The organism is Bifidobacterium sp. UBA6881 (assembly GCA_002451435.1).
Lineage (GTDB): Bacteria > Actinomycetota > Actinomycetes > Actinomycetales > Bifidobacteriaceae > Bifidobacterium.
This window is the reverse complement of the sequence record DKCF01000022.1, coordinates 19052-36268: the sequence shown is the minus strand read 5'-3', so window position 1 is coordinate 36268 and position 17217 is coordinate 19052. Positions and strand designations below refer to the sequence as shown.

15 protein-coding genes and 1 tRNA gene are annotated in these 17217 nt (G+C 62.3%); 15 read left to right on the top strand and 1 reads right to left on the bottom strand.

The genetic code is table 11. The features are described 5' to 3' along the window. Window positions 1-840: 840 nt before the first annotated feature. The 13 genes from B3C64_RS01825 to B3C64_RS01765 all read left to right on the top strand — a co-directional run bounded on the left by B3C64_RS01825 (window position 841) and on the right by B3C64_RS01765 (window position 14629). The gene (locus tag B3C64_RS01825; RefSeq protein WP_291533311.1) at window positions 841-1245 is read left to right on the top strand and encodes a pyridoxamine 5'-phosphate oxidase family protein; all 405 of its coding nucleotides are present in this window, start codon (window positions 841-843) and stop codon (window positions 1243-1245) included. 523 nt (window positions 1246-1768) lie between these two features. Then, on the top strand, window positions 1769-2596 hold the full coding sequence (locus tag B3C64_RS01820; protein ID WP_291533309.1) for a histidine phosphatase family protein: 828 nt from the start codon (window positions 1769-1771) through the stop codon (window positions 2594-2596). Window positions 2597-2951: 355 nt separating this feature from the next. Continuing rightward, entirely contained in the window at window positions 2952-3902 is a 951-nt protein-coding gene (locus B3C64_RS01815; RefSeq protein WP_291533307.1) for a magnesium transporter CorA family protein, read from the top strand. A 19-nt stretch (window positions 3903-3921) separates the two neighbouring features. Further along, the gene (locus B3C64_RS01810) at window positions 3922-4740 is read left to right on the top strand and encodes a transporter substrate-binding domain-containing protein (protein WP_349679945.1); all 819 of its coding nucleotides are present in this window, start codon (window positions 3922-3924) and stop codon (window positions 4738-4740) included. Between the two features lie 94 nt (window positions 4741-4834). Further along, window positions 4835-7807, top strand: a complete 2973-nt coding sequence (leuS, locus tag B3C64_RS01805) for a leucine--tRNA ligase (RefSeq protein ID WP_291533304.1) — start codon at window positions 4835-4837, stop codon at window positions 7805-7807. 285 nt (window positions 7808-8092) lie between these two features. Further along, complete coding sequence (locus B3C64_RS01800; RefSeq protein ID WP_291533303.1) at window positions 8093-8734, top strand: ComEA family DNA-binding protein; 642 nt, start codon at window positions 8093-8095, stop codon at window positions 8732-8734. A gap of 197 nt (window positions 8735-8931) precedes the next feature. Next, window positions 8932-10500, top strand: coding sequence for a ComEC/Rec2 family competence protein (locus B3C64_RS01795; protein ID WP_291533302.1), 1569 nt, complete (start codon window positions 8932-8934; stop codon window positions 10498-10500). A 33-nt stretch (window positions 10501-10533) separates the two neighbouring features. After that, the gene (holA, locus tag B3C64_RS01790) at window positions 10534-11514 is read left to right on the top strand and encodes a DNA polymerase III subunit delta (protein ID WP_291533301.1); all 981 of its coding nucleotides are present in this window, start codon (window positions 10534-10536) and stop codon (window positions 11512-11514) included. Window position 11515: 1 nt separating this feature from the next. Then, a complete protein-coding gene (tsaE, locus tag B3C64_RS01785) occupies window positions 11516-12088 on the top strand; it encodes a tRNA (adenosine(37)-N6)-threonylcarbamoyltransferase complex ATPase subunit type 1 TsaE (protein ID WP_291533299.1) in 573 nt (190 codons plus the stop codon). A 64-nt stretch (window positions 12089-12152) separates the two neighbouring features. Beyond that, window positions 12153-12905, top strand: a complete 753-nt coding sequence (gene tsaB / locus B3C64_RS01780; RefSeq protein WP_291533298.1) for a tRNA (adenosine(37)-N6)-threonylcarbamoyltransferase complex dimerization subunit type 1 TsaB — start codon at window positions 12153-12155, stop codon at window positions 12903-12905. Between the two features lie 8 nt (window positions 12906-12913). Then, window positions 12914-13429 (top strand): ribosomal protein S18-alanine N-acetyltransferase, encoded by a 516-nt coding sequence (gene rimI / locus B3C64_RS01775; protein WP_291533297.1) that lies wholly within the window; start codon window positions 12914-12916, stop codon window positions 13427-13429. Then, the gene (tsaD, locus tag B3C64_RS01770) at window positions 13426-14469 is read left to right on the top strand and encodes a tRNA (adenosine(37)-N6)-threonylcarbamoyltransferase complex transferase subunit TsaD (RefSeq protein WP_291533296.1); all 1044 of its coding nucleotides are present in this window, start codon (window positions 13426-13428) and stop codon (window positions 14467-14469) included. Before rimI ends, tsaD begins: the two co-directional genes overlap by 4 nt. An 87-nt stretch (window positions 14470-14556) precedes the next feature. Then, window positions 14557-14629: transfer RNA gene (locus B3C64_RS01765), tRNA-Asn, on the top strand. A 47-nt stretch (window positions 14630-14676) separates the two neighbouring features. On the opposite strand, the gene B3C64_RS01760 is transcribed toward B3C64_RS01765, so the two are convergent. Then, complete coding sequence (locus B3C64_RS01760; RefSeq protein ID WP_291533294.1) at window positions 14677-15054, bottom strand: transcriptional regulator; 378 nt, start codon at window positions 15052-15054, stop codon at window positions 14677-14679. Between the two features lie 244 nt (window positions 15055-15298). Between B3C64_RS01760 and B3C64_RS01755 the strand changes: the two genes are divergently transcribed. Together B3C64_RS01755 and B3C64_RS01750 are read left to right on the top strand one after the other, a co-directional pair. Then, window positions 15299-15805 carry a M23 family metallopeptidase gene (locus B3C64_RS01755; RefSeq protein WP_291533293.1) on the top strand — a complete coding sequence of 169 codons (507 nt, stop codon included), beginning with the start codon at window positions 15299-15301 and terminating at the stop codon, window positions 15803-15805. 93 nt (window positions 15806-15898) lie between these two features. Next, window positions 15899-17217 (top strand): AMP-dependent synthetase/ligase (locus B3C64_RS01750; protein WP_291533292.1); only part of this gene is annotated, 1319 nt, incomplete at its 3' end.

Genomic DNA, 17217 nt, shown 5'->3' with positions numbered 1-17217 from the left:
CATTCCCGCCTTTGCCGGGGTCATCCCAAAGGCATCCGCGAATGCCGGTGATGAGCGATCTCCATCCGGAATCCGACCCGAATCCTGTTTCAGATACTACGGCCGAAACGATTTCGGTCCATCCGTCTCTGAACGGACCGAATCCTCCGATGGGTGACATGATGAGCAGATGGTCTGTCTCGCGGTAGTTCGAAACCTCCAGCGAATCTCCGGCTGATTCCAGCGGGTGGGTGATTCGCCCGCCAGAAGGGCCTCTGACCGCCCGAACCACTCGGCAAGTGGCGGAATCCACCCATTTGGCGGCTCTTCAAAAACCGAATCACCCAGTGGCTGGAGAAATTCACCCGCCGAACACCGTCCCAGTCGACCAAATCATCCACGAACTGGCGGAATCCACCCGCCGAAAGCCCTTCCAGAGAACCAAAACATCCAGTGGATGGCGGAATCCATCCACTGGGTAGCCCCGTAGAGGGCCAAATCACCCAGTGACTGGAGAATTTCATCTTCGGAATGCCGTTCCAAACGACCAAACCATCCAGTGGATGGCGGGAAAGAGACGCGTAGCCGCCGTTCAAAAGCCCGAATCATCCAGCCACTGGATGAAAGGGACGCTTGCGCCTTCGTAAGGAGACCAAATCATCCAGTGATTGGAGAAATCCACCTGCTTAGCGGTCTCTCGGGAAACCAAACCATCCAGTCAAAGGTTTGTCATCCCCATTCGCCCATGTGATGCGATGTGATGTTCTTCACGCTGCGCGAACGTGCGTCGGAATCGTCATTGACGTAGGCTTGAAACCGCGCCTTATCGTGAAGGCGCAGATTTGGGAAAGGATGGGCAATATGGCGAATCTCACCGCTGATATGAAGGAATTCCTGAAGGACAACCTCGCGTGGATCGTGACCGTCGGCAAGGACGGTCAAATCGATTTGGGTCCGAAGATGAGCATCTTCGCGTTGGATGACAACCACCTCGCATACCACGAGCGCACCGCGGGACAGATGTACCGCAACCTGCTCGACGGCAGCCAGCTGGTCGTCGCCGTCGCGAACCTCGCTCAGAAAAAGGGCTACCGCTTCCGCGGCAATGTCGTGCTGCACACCGATGACGACCTGTACGCCGAGCAGGTCAAGCTCGCCGAAGAGCGCGGCACCAAGAAGCCCGTGGCCATCCCGGTGCTGGAGATCACGGAAATCCAGGACCTGGCGTCCGGTGCGACCGCAGGCAAGACCATCGTCAAGGACTGACGGAATCCGGTCGTTTCCAATGGGCGCGGGGATGTTTGACGACATTCCCGCGCCCATGCGCTTTGCGCTGGCTATTTTCGTCGCACATGCCGGCCGGCAATATAGGGGTCGTCGGCATGCATCTGCGTCCACGGCCGCCAAGGGCATGATCGCTGTGGATTCCACGGCAGATTGAATGGTCCGGGTCTTATTCCATGGCGCTATAAGAACCTCGGCGCTTTCCATTCCCAATCACCGTCCAATCAGGCCCCGCCGAGGCATTCACCAACGAGCTGTTGGAATCGCAGAATCAACAAAGACGTCGCGCGTCTCAATAAGTACCGGGGCAGGGGACGGGAAAATCACCAAACTGCAATCAAAGACATCTGACTTGAAAACGGGTGTTGCGCTTGCACATTGAATCCGACCCGCCGAAGCGTTCGCCGACGAGCTACTAGAATTACCGGACCAACATGGGCGTTGCATTGCTCAATAGACAACGGGCCTGCACACGTGGTACCCGGTCTACGCCTAGAATAAAACCATGATCGACGAAGTATTGTTCCTCCGGCACGGACGCACCTCCTACAATCTTGCACGACGATTGCAGGGGCAGATCGACATCCCACTTGACATCGTCGGTCGCTGGCAGGTCGATCAGAGCGCATACGAACTCGCGAAAACCTATTATTGGGCGAAAGTCTCGCGCTTGGCCCGACATCATGAACTGCTGACGCAGCCGACGGGAAACGACGCGCGCGCCGCCGATCTCAGCGAGGTGGACGAGGCTCCTGCGGCGTCGCGCCGCATGGTCGTTATCTCCTCCGACCTGTTCCGCGCCCAACAGACCGCCCACGCGTTCGCCGACCTGATGGGACTCGACGTCACACTCGACAAGCGGCTGCGCGAACGCAGCTTCGGCGAGTGGGAGGGCATGACCCGCGAGGAGATTCTCGAACGTTACGAGGAGGACTACCGTTCCTGGCGCGCCCATACCGGCGGGGAACTCAAACATGGCGTGGAAAGCCGCGCCCATACCGGACTGCGTGGCGCCAAAGCCATCCGCGACATCGTCGAAAGCCATCGCGGGGACGATGTTCCGACCACACTGCTGGCGGTCGGCCACGGCTCGTGGATCGTCGCCACCATCGAAACGCTGATGGGCATGGATCCAGACAATCTCAGCAATCTGGGCGCCATGCGCAACGCCTTCTGGGCAAAGATGACGGTGTCCGAAACATCCCATGGTGCGCAATGGCACCTCGGCGCATTCAACCAAGGGCCGGCGATCGCCGCGCTTGCGGATTGGGAAAACGGCCCGCAGGAGCTGCGCGGTCCGAACATGCCCATATGGAAGCCGATCGTCCAATAATCTTTGCGACTCGTTCTGGGATGGGAACGCAACGAAGCGGAGAACCGGAAGCCGTTCGCCCAATGGGACGCATCCTCGTCCGTGCCATTCGCGCCGACCATGATGTCGGACGGTGTCGGAGTCCGATCGGGGAAGGCGCGGCCGCACGCGTTTGCATCCGTGGTGATCGCGGTGCACCGGATGATGCCGGAGATGCCATTGCAGTCACGCCACAATATGAACGCTCGATGAAATCTCGCCCATGCGCGGCCGAAATTCTGAAGGTGGGACTATCCTTGAGAAGGTTGTGTGCCCGGACGGTTGCGATTCGGGCCGCCGCACAGCGAAGGAAAAACGCGAAAGGCGGGTGAGAGACATGTTGAGAATGTTCAGAACGATTAACGGCCAGGTGGAGCAGATCCAAAAACCCGAGAACGGATCCTGGCTGTGCCTTTCGGAACCAACCGATGTGGAACTCGCCAACGTGGCCATGGAAACCGGCATCGATTTGGCCGACCTGCGCGCGCCTCTGGATGACGAGGAACGCTCGCGCGTCGACGTCGAGGACGACTACACGATGATCATCGTCGACATCCCGACCGTGGAGGAACGCGGCGGACGCGACTGGTACGAGACCATCCCGTTGTCGATCATCATCACGCAATCGACGATCATCACCGTCTGCATGCAGGACACGCCCGTGCTGCATCCCTTCATGGAGGGAACGATCCGCGGGTTCAACACCTACATGAAGACGCGGTTCATTCTGCAGATCCTGTACCGCAACGCCACCATGTACCTGCGGTATCTGCGCATCATCGACAGGGAAAGCGACAAGCTCGAATTGAAGCTGCGCCATTCCATGCAGAACCGTGAGATCCTCATGCTGCTGGAGCTCAGCAAGACGTTGGTCTATTTCACCACCTCGCTGAAATCGAACGAAATCGTGATGGAGAAGCTGACGACGCTGCCGCGCATCAAACAGTATCCGGAGGACGAGGACCTTCTCGACGACGTCATCACCGAAAACAAACAGGCAATCGAAATGTCTAACATCTACAGCGGCGTTCTTGCCAACATGACCGACGCGTTCGCCTCGATCGTGTCGAACAACTTGAACAACGTGATGCGCATCTTCACCATCATCTCCATCACGTTGTCGATTCCCACGCTGATCTTCTCGATGTACGGCATGAACTTCCAGGAGGGCATGCTCGGCATGCCGCTGACCGACAAACCCTGGGGGTTCCTGGTGATCATCGCGATCTCGCTGGTGGCGTCCGGCATCGTCACCTGGTTCCTGACCCGATCCCACATGTTCAAGTGAGATTCCGTCCATGCCAAGCATGCTGAAAAGGGCTGCGTGCCTTCTATGCTCCGTGGCGGTCGCATTCGGCGCATCCGCATGCGGCACGTCCATTTCCGTGGTGACCAATGGCCTTGCGCAGGGGCCGACCATCACCATCGGCGTCGCGGCCGACCAGCCCGGTCTGGGCTATCTGCACGGCGGCGAATACTCGGGATTCGACATTTCCGTCGCGCAATACGTCGCGAAGATGCTGGGATACGCGCAAAAACAGGTCGTCTTCAAACAACTGACTCCGGCGGCACGTGTCTCCGCTTTGACGGACGGCAGCGTCGACATGGTCGTCGATTCGTTCACCTCCGATGACGCCGCAGGCAAGGACGTCGCCGTTTCCAAATCCTACCTTGCCGTGCACGGAACGTTGCTGGTGCGCGCCGACGGAACCAGCGGCATAACGAAAACCCGGGACGCCAACGGGAAAACGGTCTGCGCGACCAAGGGGACCGCGGTCGCCGACAGCCTTCGGAACGTCGCGGCCGGCGTGGCCATCGAGGAACGCGACACCTATCCCCAATGCGTCACCGCGCTGATGATCGGCGAGACGGACGCCGTCGCAACCGATGACGCCGTCGCGGCCGGACTCGCCTCCGACGCGGGCGACGAATACGTGAAGGATTCCGGCGCGACGTTCGGCGATGACGAGTATGTGATTGCCGTGAGGCAAGGACGGGACGAGCTCATCGGTCAGATCAACGCCGCGTTGCGGTCGATGGTCTCCGACGGCACCTGGAGACAGGCGGCGGAAACGATGCGCCAGCGGATCGGTTATAAGGCCGACGGCGCGGGCGACGCATCGTGATGTGCGACGGCCGGGGAAGGCGCGGCGCCCGAGCTTCTTGGATAATGATTATCCCCTTGCGCAGTGTCCAGTTGCGCGGCTAATTTCATGCATTATGAGTGACACCGAGAAAAGCGCGCAGGCGCAGTCGAACGAGTCCGCAGAGCCGACGTTCCGCTACAACGCGAACATGGCGCAGGACATCGAGGAAAAATGGCAGAAGATCTGGGATGACAAAGGCACCTTCTGGGCCGCCAACGTCAACGGCGATCTGAAGGACGGCGAAGGACGCAACGCCGAAGGACGCCCCTCCTACTTCGCGATGGACATGTTCCCGTACCCGTCCGGCAAGGGTCTGCATGTCGGCCACCCGCTGGGCTACCTCGCCACCGATGTGGTCAGCCGTTACCACCGCATGAAGGGCGAGAACGTGCTGCACGCCATGGGCTATGACGCCTTCGGCCTTCCGGCGGAACAGTACGCCGTGCAGACCGGCCAGCATCCGCGCATCACGACCGAGCAGAACATCGCCAACATGCGCCGCCAGCTGCACCGCATGGGCCTGAGCTTCGACAACCGCCGCACCTTCGCGACCATCGACCCGGGCTACGTGCGTTGGACCCAGTGGATCTTCTCGCGCATCTACGACGCCTGGTACGACGAGGACGCCACCAACCCGTCCGGCTCCAAGGGATGTGCGCGCCCGATCAGCACGTTGGTCGAACAGTTCGCATCCGGCAAGCGCGCCATTCCCGGTTTCGAGGGCAAGGCATGGAACGAGCTGACCGAGGCCCAGCAGGCCGACGTGCTCAACGAGTTCCGTCTGGCGTACATCTCCAAGTCCCCGGTGAACTGGTGCCCGGGACTGGGCACCGTGCTCGCCAACGAGGAGGTCACCGCCGAGGGCAAGTCCGAACGCGGCAACTTCCCGGTGTTCCAGCGCGAGCTGCGCCAGTGGTCCATGCGCATCACCGCATACGGACACCGTCTGATCGAAGACCTCGATAGCATCGACTGGCCCGAGAAGGTCAAACTCATGCAGCGCAACTGGATCGGCGAATCGCATGGAGCCTCCGTCCACTTCGAGGTCGAGACCCCGAGCGGCGTCAAGGACATGGAGATCTACACGACGCGTCCCGACACCCTGTTCGGCACCACGTTCGCCGTCGTCTCCCCGGAACATCAGCTGCTGGAGGACGTTCCGGCCGCATGGCCCGACAACACTCCGGAGAACTGGAAGGGCGGCTACGCCACCCCGGTGGAGGCCGTGAAGGCGTACCGTCTCGCGGCCGAAGCCAAGACCGCCAAGGACCGCGTGGACGAGGCGGGGGAGAAGACCGGTCTGTTCACCGGCCTGTACGCCACCAACCCGATCACCGGAGCCAAGCTGCCGCTGTTCACCGCCGACTACGTGCTTATGGACTACGGCACCGGCGCCATCATGGCCGTGCCTGGCGGCGACCAGCGCGATTACGATTTCGCCGCGAAGTTCGGCCTGCCGGTCATCTACACGGTCAAGCCGCTTCCGGGATCCAACGACGACCTCGCCAACTACGAGGGCAAGGCGCCGTTCGTCTCCCATGACGGCATCGTCATCAACTCCTCCGTGGAGGCCACCAAGGCCAAGGGCGACGCGCTGAGCCTGGACGGCCTGCGCGTGGATGAGGCCATCGACAAGGTGAACGCATGGCTGGAGTCCGCCGGCGTCGGCAAGGGCACCGTCAGCTACCGTCTGCGCGACTGGCTGTTCAGCCGCCAGCGCTACTGGGGCGAACCGTTCCCGATCGTCTACGGCGAGGACGGCACCCCGCATCTGCTGCCGGACGAGCAGCTGCCGATCAACCTGCCCGACGTGCCGGACTACAGCCCGAAGACCTTCGATCCGGAAGATGCCGAATCGAACCCGGAGGCTCCGCTGAGCCGCAACGAGGACTGGGTCAAGGTCGAACTCGACCTGGGCGACGGCAAGAAGACCTACTACCGCGACACCAACACCATGCCGAACTGGGCCGGCTCCTGCTGGTACTACATGCGCTACCTTGACCCGACCGACACCAAGCACATGGTCGAGAAGGACGAGTTCGACTACTGGATGGGTCCGGAACACAACAAGACCGCGGGCAAGTCCGGCGGCGTCGACCTGTACATCGGCGGCGTGGAGCACGCCGTGCTGCACCTGCTGTACTCGCGCTTCTGGCACAAGGTGCTGTTCGACCTCGGCTACGTGGATTCCTCCGAACCGTTCCACAAGCTGTTCAACCAGGGCATGATCCAGGCCTACGCCTACACCGACGACCGCGGCCAGTACGTGCCCGCGGCGGAAGTGGTCGAAGGACCGGCCGACGCCGACGGCGAACCGACGTTCACCTGGCACGGCCAGCACGCCAACCGTGAGTTCGGCAAGATGGGCAAGAGCCTGAAGAACATCATCACCCCGGACGACATGTACAAGAACTATGGCGCGGACACCTTCCGTCTGTACGAGATGGGTATGGGCCCACTGGCGGAATCCCGTCCGTGGAACACCCGCAACGTGGTCGGATCCATGCGTTTCCTGCAGCGCCTGTGGCGCAACGTCATCGACGAGACCACCGGCAAGACGCGCGTCACCGATGGTGAGCTCGACACGAAGACGCTGAAACTGCTGAACAACACGATCGCCGACGTGACCGTGGAGATGGAGGCCATGCGCCCGAACACGGCCATCGCCAAGCTCATCGTGCTCAACAACCATCTGACCGGCCTCAAGTCCGTGCCGCGCGCGGCCGTCGAACCGCTGATCCTGATGCTTTCCCCAATCGCCCCGCACATCTGCGAGGAACTGTGGAGCAGGCTCGGCCACGCCGAATCGCTGGCCCATGCGCAGTGGCCGAAGGCCGACGCACGTTATGTCGGACAGGACAGCGTCACCGCCGTCGTGCAGATCAAGGGCAAGGTCCGCGCCAAGCTCGAGGTCTCGCCGGACATCGACCCGAAGGAACTGGAGAAGAAGGCCCTGGAGGCCGTCGCCGACCGTCTCGGCGGCAAGGAGCCGCGCAAGGTCATCGTCAAGGCTCCGAAGATCGTCTCCATCGTTCCCGCGGAATAGTAGGGAACGATCCCGGAGGAAGCCCCGACCGTATGGATGCGGATAGGCGCAGCCGCTTCCGCATCCATACGACACGCCGAACCTGTGGATAACCCATGTCCTTCGACCACAGGGGCCGAACCGACTGGACAACCATGCCCATGCACCCACATCGTGGAACGCATGGGCATGTTTGTTTCTCGACACGACCGCAGGCAATCAGGCCGGACGCAGACAGCGCGCCGGCTGCGGGAGTACGCGGCGTGCGAACGCGGCGTCCCCGTTCAATGCGACGACCGTGCCGACATGGACGCGATGGAACCGCGGAACCAGCCGACGGCGGAAAACCATGGGACCGTGGAGCCGCGCAGACCGGCTCCGGACGACACGCGGACCTGCCCGACGAAGCCGACGCTGGCGGCGCTGTCGGGCGTCAAACCATCGGACAGGCCGACCGAACGGGACATGCCGAAACGGGACCGTCCCCGAATATCCTTCAAACCATTCCATGCGGTGATCGCCATACTCACCCTGACATGCGCCCTATGCGCAAGCCTGACCATGCTGCTGCAGCAGGCCGTCAATTACAGCGCGCTGCAACGGGAACAGACCATGCAGACGCAATCGACATCCGAACAGCCGCGATCGAGCCAATCCAACGAACCGCAAACCCAACGGCAAAGCGAGCAGGCCACGCAAACCGATTCCGAAGGGCAGAATGGCCAACCCGCCGCGCCCGCCGAAACGGAATCAAACAAACTGGACCTCAATGCCGTCGGCTCGGAGGAGCTGCAGACGATCAAAGGCATCGGGCCTGTCACCGCGCAACGCATCCTTGACTACCGCAGTCAGATAGGCGGATTCACCAACGTCGAACAGCTGCTGGAGATCAAGGGCATCGGCGCGAAGACGCTTGACAAGATACGCGAACAGGTGTGCGTGCGATGAACGGGCATGCAGGCGGACATGCCGGCGAGCAGGCATGCGGGCGGACGGGGCGCGGTCGCGCGCGATGCGAATGGGTGTTACGGGAACAGGGAAGCAGGGACCATCGTCTACTGCCGCCCACGGTCTGCGGGTGGGCGGCGAGCCTCGCCATGCACGAATGCGCCGAACGGTGCCTGAACCACGATGGCGTCATCGGCATGCTTCCGCTCGTTCTGGTGCTGGCGGCGCCTCTGCTGGCGGCGTGCGCGGGCGTATCGTCCCTGCTGCCGGCGAGGTTCCGTGTGATCGCCCTGCGATGGCATTGGATGATGATCGTATGCGCGGCCGCGGCGATCGCCTGTGCCACATGCACGCTGACCTACGACCTGCTGCAATGGCGGGACGCCGCGTTCCGACTGGCTTCTCAAAACCAGCGGCAGGCGATTGTGCGCGTCACGGCCTCCACGCCTGCGATCAATGCCGACCGTCGTGCCGCGGACTGCCGGATCGACGCCGTGGCGACGGCGTTGTCGGCGGACGGCGTGACGCAGCCAAGCGCCGCTCGCATGCGCGTCTACGCGGATGGCGATGATTGCGCGGCATTGAAGCAAGGCGGCGAATATCTCATCGACGGAACCATCCAGGAATCGGAATACGGCGCCATGCCGTTATGGCTGACCGACGTGACGCGCGTCGAACGCGTACGCGCGCCCAACCTGCTGTACCGTGCTGTCGATGCCATGCAACAGGCGTTCCTCTCGCAGACCATGAGACTATCCGACCAGGGAAAAGTGCTGGTGCCCGGACTGACGTTGGGAATCCTGGGACAGGACCACATGCCCACGGGGAAAGACGTCACCGCCATCGACGCCGTGTACGCGGACCGGGTCGAAGACGCGTTCCGCAGATCGGGCATACTGCACCTGATGGCCGTCAGCGGAGGCCATCTCGCGGTGGTGGCCGCATTGACGCGTTCATGCTGCGCCATGCTGCTTCTGCCCAGACAAGTGGTCGCGGCATCGGTCGCGATGGCGTACACGTTGCTCGCGGCATGCATGTACCCATCGGACTCGGTATCGAGGGCTTTGATGATGGGATACGCGGGAGCCATCGGCCTGCTCATAGGCCGTCGCACGCAGGCTCTGGCGACATTGAGCTGGACGACACTGCTGATGCTGCTGATCCGCCCTCATATGGCGCGCAGCTTCGGATTCGCGCTTTCCTGCGCCGCCGTGCTGGGCATCGTGCTTTTCGCGCAGAAGCTGAACGACCGGCTCGCGCCGATCATGCCACTGCCCATCGCGCAAGCCGCATCCATGACCATCGCCGCACAGGTGCTCACACTCCCCATACAGGTGCTCATCGAGCCGGAAATACCGATGTTCTCCATCCTCGCCAACATCGTGGTGACGCCATTCGTCGGATTCTCGACGTTGGCGGGATTGGCAAGCCTGGCGACATCATGGCTATGCCCGCAGCTCGGACTGTCACTGGCGCAGCTGGCGAGCATGGGAACCGCGGTGATGGAACTGGCCTCCCGATACCTTGGTTCCGGCGAACACGCCGTCCTCGCATGGCCGAACGGATTGCGAGGCGCCCTCGCCATCTGCCTGATGGAAGCGGCATGCGCCCTCGCCGTATGGCTCAGCCGATTGCTGCTGCGCAAAACACTCACCCAGCACGAACACATGCCGGGGCAACGGTTCCTGGGCAGTCCCGCGGAACCGATTCGCATGTGGTGGGAACGGACCCTCACGGCATTGCACGACATGCAATGGAAAACATGAGCTTTGTCCACAGATACGGCGAGATTGAATACTATGCCGAAACCATCCGCAGCAAACACGCCGATCCACCTCGTCTACGGAGGCGACTCGTACCTGAACAGCCAGACGGTGCGGGACCTGCGCCATACGGCGGAACGCAAACACCCCGATGCGGAGATCATCGAACTCGATGCATCCAACGCGGACCACTACGCCTTCGACGAGGCGGTAAGCCCATCACTGCTCGCCGAACGATCCATCGTCATCGTCACCAATCTGCAAAACGCCGACGAAAAACTCGGCGAAACCATCGTCTCCTACTGCAAACAGGCATGTGCGAACCCCACGGAGGCAAGCATCGTCATATGCCAGCACGAAGGCGGCATGAAAGGCAAACGAATCGTCGACCAACTCGTCAAAGCCGGAGCCCACAAAGACGCAGTCGCCGACCTGAAAAAACCAGAAGCGAAACTGAACTTCGTCATGCGCTGCTTCGAACGACGCAAACGCCGCGTCGACCCACTGGCGGCACAGCAACTCGCCGTGGTGCTCGGTGACAGAACCGGCGAACTCGCCGCCATGGTCGAACAGCTCTGCTTCGACTTCGACGACAATCCAATGAGTCTGGAACGCGTCAACCAATACCTTACCGCCAACCCGCAAGTGGACGGCTTCCGCGTCGCGGACCTGGCCCTGTCCGGGAAAACCGCCGACGCCATCATCGCCATGCGCTCATCGGTGGAACAAGGCACCGCACCCGTGGCCCTGATCGGGGCGCTCGCGGTGAAGCTGCGCACGATGGCGAAGGCCTCCGCGGTCCGCGCCGGCACCATCACCGCGGCGGAGGCGAAGGCGAGCCCATGGATTCTGCGCAACGCCACCAGGCAACTGGGCGGATGGACGTCGGACGGCATGAGCCGTTGCATACAGATGCTCGCCTGGGCCGATGAGCAAAGCAAGACAAATGGTTCGGACCCGGTTTATGCTTTGGAACGGTGCATCGAACTGATCAGCAACAAAGGACGCGTCATCTGATATGAGCAACACCATCACCGTCACCGCCGCCACAAGCGATGACATGCGGGACTTGGGCAAACGACTGGCGGGACTCGTCAAGGGAGGCGACGTGCTGCTGCTGTCGGGTCCCCTGGGAGCCGGCAAAACCACGTTCGCGCAGGGTTTCGGCGCGGGTTTGGGCGTCGCGGAGCCCATAGTCTCGCCGACGTTCACCATCGCCAGGGAACTTCAGGGGAGGTTCCCGAACGGCGCTCCGGCGCGGCTGGTGCATGTCGACGCCTACCGTCTGGGCGGGAACGCCTACGCTCCGGGACAGGACACGGTCGGCCGGCTGCTGGACGAATTGGAATCCCTGGGATTGGACGAGGAGCTGGAGGATCCCGGCGAGGACACCGTGGTGCTGATGGAATGGGGCGAGCAGATGGCCGCGGCCCTGGCCGAGGAACGGTTGGAGATCCACATCGACAGGCCGTTGGACCTCACCTCGGCAGGTCATGATGGCGAACTGACCGGCGATGGCATGCGCACGGTGACGTTCGCGCCGATCGGCAGTGCCTGGGAGTCCTTCGACTTCGAACGCGGTACGCGCTGACCGCACGGCTTCTAGCGCCGGTTGTACAGTAGTGGGCAGTTTGGGCACAAGGAGTTTTCATAAGATGCAGACATTGGTGATTGACACCTCATACGGTTCGACGGTCGGCGTGGTCGGGCACGAACCCATCGTAGAGACCGATTCGCGCACGCACGTCGAGAAACTGCAGGTGAACATCGCCGAAGCCGTTCGGCGCGCGGGACTCGGCCCCAGCGACATCGATCGCATTGTGGTCGGCGTGGGGCCAGCCCCGTTCACGGGATTGCGCGCGGGCATCGTCGCCGCCAAGGCGCTGGCATTTGCCACGGGCGCCCGTCTGGTGGGGCAGGATGTGCTGTCCCCACAGGTCCTGGTACGTTCCTCCGACGCGGATGGATGCCACCACCTGACCCTCGCGGTGAACGACGCGAGGCGCAGGCAGCTGTATTTCACACTGCTGGACGGTTCGGAGACGCCGCGTACGCTGATCGACATGGACATCGACTATCCGGACTCCATTGTGGAGCGCGTCAATCGAACGGTCGCGCGGCTGAACGAGGAACATGGCGAGGACTACGTCATCGATGTGGTCGGCCATGGCGCCGTGAAATACGCGCAGGCATGGGACGCGCTCGAGGCGCGCGGAGCAGTGGATGACCGGGCGCTGCTCGACGAGGGCGTTTCGGGATTGGAACGGTTCGCGGACTTTGCCGCGCGGAACGCCGATGATTCCGCCCAGCGTCCCGTCGAACCGCTGTATCTGCGCCGCCCGGACGTCTCCGTGCCCAATCCGCTCAAGCATGTGCTCAATCATGCGGGCGCCGAACGGACGGAGTGAACCCGAACATGATTGTTGATCGCACCGCGGTTGAGGAGCGGGCGGCCATCGCGCAGATCGCCGCATTGGAATCCGACCTGTTCGGACGCGGGGCATGGAGCGAACGCTCCATCGAACAGGAATTCCACGCTCCGGCGCGCACGTATCTGCTGGATGTCGCAGATGGCGCGGATTCATCGGCACGGCCCTTGATCCGCGGTTATGCCGGATTCTGGTACGACGGCGACGACGCGGAAATCATGACCATCGGCGTGGGGCGACAATACCAACGCCGGGGAATAGCGGCCCGTCTGCTCGGGGCGCTGATCGCGGCCGCGCGGGAACAAGGCGCACGCCGCATGCTGCTTGAAGTGCGCGTCGACAACGCGCCGGCATTGGGATTATACGAAAAATACGGTTTCTCCCGCATGGGGCTGCGCAAACGCTACTACCAGCCGGAGGGAATCGACGCATACACCATGAGCTTGGAACTTGAGCCGAGGACCGTCGGCTTCACCATGGAACAACAAACGGAGAGGCAATGAGCGAACCAATCGTACTCGGCATCGAATCAACCTGCGACGAAACGGCGGCGGCAATCGTACAGGGACGCACCCTGCTTTCCAACGTGGTCGCCTCATCCATGGACGAGCACGCCCGTTACGGCGGCGTCATTCCCGAAATTGCCTCCCGCGCGCACGCGGAGGCGTTCGTGCCTTGCGTATCCAAGGCGCTTGCCGACGCGGACATGACGTTGTCCGACGTCGACGCGATCGCGGTGTCGGCAGGGCCCGGACTGGCCGGATGCCTCGCAGTGGGCGTTTCCGGGGCGAAATCGCTCGCATGGGCGGCCGACAAGCCGATTTACGGCATCAACCATGTGATCGGCCACATCGCCGTCACCCAGCTGCAGTTCGGCCCGTTTCCCGAGGACACGCTCGCGCTGATCGTCTCGGGCGGACACACGTCACTGCTGCATGTGCAGGATGTCGCGCGGCATATCGACGTGGTGGGCACCACGCTCGATGACGCGGCGGGGGAATGTTTCGACAAGGTCGCGAGGTTGCTGGGCTTCCCATATCCCGGTGGCCCGCACATCGACCGCCACGCGCAGTCGGGGGACCCGAATGCGATTCGTGTGCCACAGGGACTCACCCAAGGCAAGGCAGGCCAGAAGCACCCGTATGATTTCAGTTTCTCCGGCGTGAAAACCGCGGTGGCACGCTGGATCGAGGAGCAGCAGGCGTTGGGCAACGAGATCCCCGTGGACGACGTGTGCGCCTCGCTCGCCGACTCCGTGGCCACGGTGCTTTCCAAAAAGGCGATGCGCGGATGCGAGCAGTACGGTTCGAAGACGCTGATCGTTGGCGGCGGGTTCTCCGCCAATTCGCAGTTGCGTGCCAAATTGGTCGAATTCGGCAAGCGCCACGGCGTCGAGGTCCGCATTCCGCAGATCAAACTGTGCACCGACAACGGCGCCATGGTCGCCATGCTGGGCGTCAATCTGGTCGAAGCGGGCGTCGAGCCGTCGGCGCCGGATTTCGCCATCGACTCCGCCATGCCGTTGACGAAGATCTCCATGTGATTCGCATGCGGCAAGACGGGTGAGACACGCGGGGGATTTGCGAACGAACCACTTTCGTGTATCATATTTGTCTTGTGCACAGCGCATTCCTGCGTAGCTCAGTTGGCAGAGCATCCGACTGTTAATCGGACGGTCACTGGTTCAAGCCCAGTCGCAGGAGCTTGATTGAAACCCTTACGCAAGTAAGGGTTTTCTCATATTTGGATTTCATTCCAAGGTATCGAGCACATCGTCGATCAGCGTGCGGTCATGCGCGGCATGCGCGCGCAATCGCGGGAAACGGCGCAACGCATTGTCGGGACTCGCTCCGGCGGCGCGTGCAACGTTCGACTTCGATTCGCCATGCGCCACGGCGGTTTCGGCGAGGCGGTCGACCAAGGAATCGGAAACCCGGCGAATCTGATCGGCGACCCACAGCTGCGCCAGTTCCGGGGAAAGCGCATAATCGTCCTGCAATTCGCTGGCGGCCTCCTGCACCGCGGCCCACAGCACCATGAACGGTTTCTGATAGTAGGCGATTCGCTCTTCGGCGGGCTCGTCCTCCAATTGCCGCAGTGCCTTGCGTTGCGTGGTATTGTCGCTCATGGCTCCATCGTATGCCGCGACACGCCCGAAGCCTGTGGATAACCGTCATCCTCCGACCACAGGGGGCCTGATCATGTGGACGCCGCGGCGCCGTCATGATTGCATTCCGTCGTAACGGGTTATGCAGCCGACAAGCCGCAAAGGAGCGAACATGAACGACAGGGGCCGACGCCGAAGGATTCTGCACGAGCTGCTGGGAAGACGCCGCGACAAGGAACGCCGAGTCCGCTTCACGATGGCGTGTATGGCATGCGTCGCCATGCTGTCGGCGTGCGCCGCCGTCATGGTCGTCTCTCCCGCATCCGCGCACTCCTCGAGCGTCGCCGCATGCTCCGCGATGATGCGTTGGCCGGTCGAACAGGCGAGGATGGTCGGCGCGTTCGACGCGCCGGACAAGCCGTGGCTCCCCGGGCACAGAGGAGTCGATCTGGCGGCGGTTGAGGGCGCGGCCGTCGTGGCTCCGGCCGATGGCGTGGTCGCTTTTGCGGGGAAGGTCGCCGGCAAGGACGTGGTCACCATACGGCATGGCGACGCCCAAGGCGCGCTGACCTCGACCTTTGAGCCCGCCGTCGCCGAAAAGGCGGTCGGGACGCGGGTGGGCAAGGGGGAGCGTTTCGCCCATGCGGAAGGGGAATCCGACCATTGCGATGGCGAATGCCTGCATTGGGGATTGAAAACGGGTGAGCGCGACTACGCGGATCCTGCCGGGAAGGTCCGTCCTGTCCGCATCGGTCTCAAGACCCCGCGTTAGGGGATTGAACGGCGCATGCTGGTCGGGAGACCGAACCGTCCGAACGCTTTCTGACTATGATGTTGCCTGTACCCGAATTCGAGGAGAGCGACGATGGACAGGCAGTACACACGTCCGCTGGAACAGCGCATTGATACGGACAGAAACATCTTTTCGGTGCTTGAGGAGCGCGCGGAGCGCACTCCCGACGATTCCCTGGTCGAATACAAGGACGACCGGGGCGAATGGCGTTCGTTCACCGCCAAGGAGTTCCGCGACAAGGTGGTCGCCATCGCCAAGGGACTGATCGCCCGCGGAGTCATGCCGGGGGATTCGGTCTCCATCGTCGCGCACACCTGCTGGCAGTGGACCGCGCTCGATATGGCCATCATGTCCATCGGCGCGCTCACCGTACCCGTCTATGAGACGAACTCCCCGGCGCAGGTGAGCATGATCTTCAACGATTCCAACGTCATCATGGCCTTCGCCGAGGATGACGGGCAGCGCGACAAAATCGAATCCGTGCGGGGCGAATGCCCCGACCTCGGCGACGTGTACGTCATCGGATTGGACGCCATCGACGCGATGGTCGAATACGGCCATGCGGTTTCCGACGCGGAGTTCTACGAGCGTGAACAATCCGTCAAAGGCGCCGACCTCGCCACCATCGTGTACACATCCGGGTCGACCGGCACGCCGAAGGGCATCGAACTGACCCACGCCAACTTCATCTTCATCACCTACTCCGGCGTCGCCACCATGCCCGACATCGCCATGAAGCCGAACCGACGTCTGCTGCTGTTCCTGCCCCTGGCGCATGTGTTCGCACGGTACATGCAGTTCTTCTGCTTCGCCGGCAACGTGTCGCTTGGCCTGTCCAGCAATCTGAAGACCATCCTCGTCGACTTCAAGGCGTTCAAACCGACGTTCATCCTCGCCGTCCCGCGCATCTTCGAGAAGATCTACAACGCCGCGTCCCAGAAGGCCGGCGAGGGATTGAAGGGCAGGGTGTTCGCCGGCGCGGCCCAGACGGCCCGCGACTGGTCGCACGCCCAGCAGTCGGGTGGTGGCGTTCCGCTCATGCTTGGTCTCAGGCACGCGTTGTACGGCAGGCTGGTGTATTCCTCGATCATGGACGTGTTCGGCGGGCATGTCGAATACGCGGTGTCCGGCGGCGCCCCGTTGGATTCATCCATCGCGCATTTCTTCAACGGCGTCGGACTGCCGTTGCTGGAGGGCTATGGCATGACGGAGACATGCGCCCCGTCGAGCGTCAACCCGACGTCCGGCTACAGGATCGGCACGATCGGCCTGCCGATGCAGGGCGTGACGATGGGCGTCGACGAGGACGGCGAACTGTGCATCAAAAGTCCGGCGGTATGCGCCGGATACCACAACAATCCCGACGTCACCAAGCGGCAGATCGTCGACGG

Excerpts from the sequence above, each read along its gene's own strand:
- B3C64_RS01755 (WP_291533293.1), top strand. The coding sequence starts at position 15,299 with ATGGCATGCGTCGCCATGCTGTCGGCGTGCGCCGCCGTCATGGTCGTC.
- B3C64_RS01825 (WP_291533311.1), top strand. The coding sequence starts at position 841 with ATGGCGAATCTCACCGCTGATATGAAGGAATTCCTGAAGGACAACCTC.
- B3C64_RS01815 (WP_291533307.1), top strand. The coding sequence starts at position 2,952 with ATGTTGAGAATGTTCAGAACGATTAACGGCCAGGTGGAGCAGATCCAA.
- holA (WP_291533301.1), top strand. The coding sequence starts at position 10,534 with ATGCCGAAACCATCCGCAGCAAACACGCCGATCCACCTCGTCTACGGA.
- tsaE (WP_291533299.1), top strand. The coding sequence starts at position 11,516 with ATGAGCAACACCATCACCGTCACCGCCGCCACAAGCGATGACATGCGG.
- B3C64_RS01810 (WP_349679945.1), top strand. The coding sequence starts at position 3,922 with ATGCTGAAAAGGGCTGCGTGCCTTCTATGCTCCGTGGCGGTCGCATTC.
- tsaB (WP_291533298.1), top strand. The coding sequence starts at position 12,153 with ATGCAGACATTGGTGATTGACACCTCATACGGTTCGACGGTCGGCGTG.
- B3C64_RS01820 (WP_291533309.1), top strand. The coding sequence starts at position 1,769 with ATGATCGACGAAGTATTGTTCCTCCGGCACGGACGCACCTCCTACAAT.
- leuS (WP_291533304.1), top strand. The coding sequence starts at position 4,835 with ATGAGTGACACCGAGAAAAGCGCGCAGGCGCAGTCGAACGAGTCCGCA.
- tsaD (WP_291533296.1), top strand. The coding sequence starts at position 13,426 with ATGAGCGAACCAATCGTACTCGGCATCGAATCAACCTGCGACGAAACG.
- rimI (WP_291533297.1), top strand. The coding sequence starts at position 12,914 with ATGATTGTTGATCGCACCGCGGTTGAGGAGCGGGCGGCCATCGCGCAG.
- B3C64_RS01800 (WP_291533303.1), top strand. The coding sequence starts at position 8,093 with ATGGACGCGATGGAACCGCGGAACCAGCCGACGGCGGAAAACCATGGG.
- B3C64_RS01760 (WP_291533294.1), bottom strand. The coding sequence starts at position 15,054 with ATGAGCGACAATACCACGCAACGCAAGGCACTGCGGCAATTGGAGGAC.
- B3C64_RS01795 (WP_291533302.1), top strand. The coding sequence starts at position 8,932 with ATGCTTCCGCTCGTTCTGGTGCTGGCGGCGCCTCTGCTGGCGGCGTGC.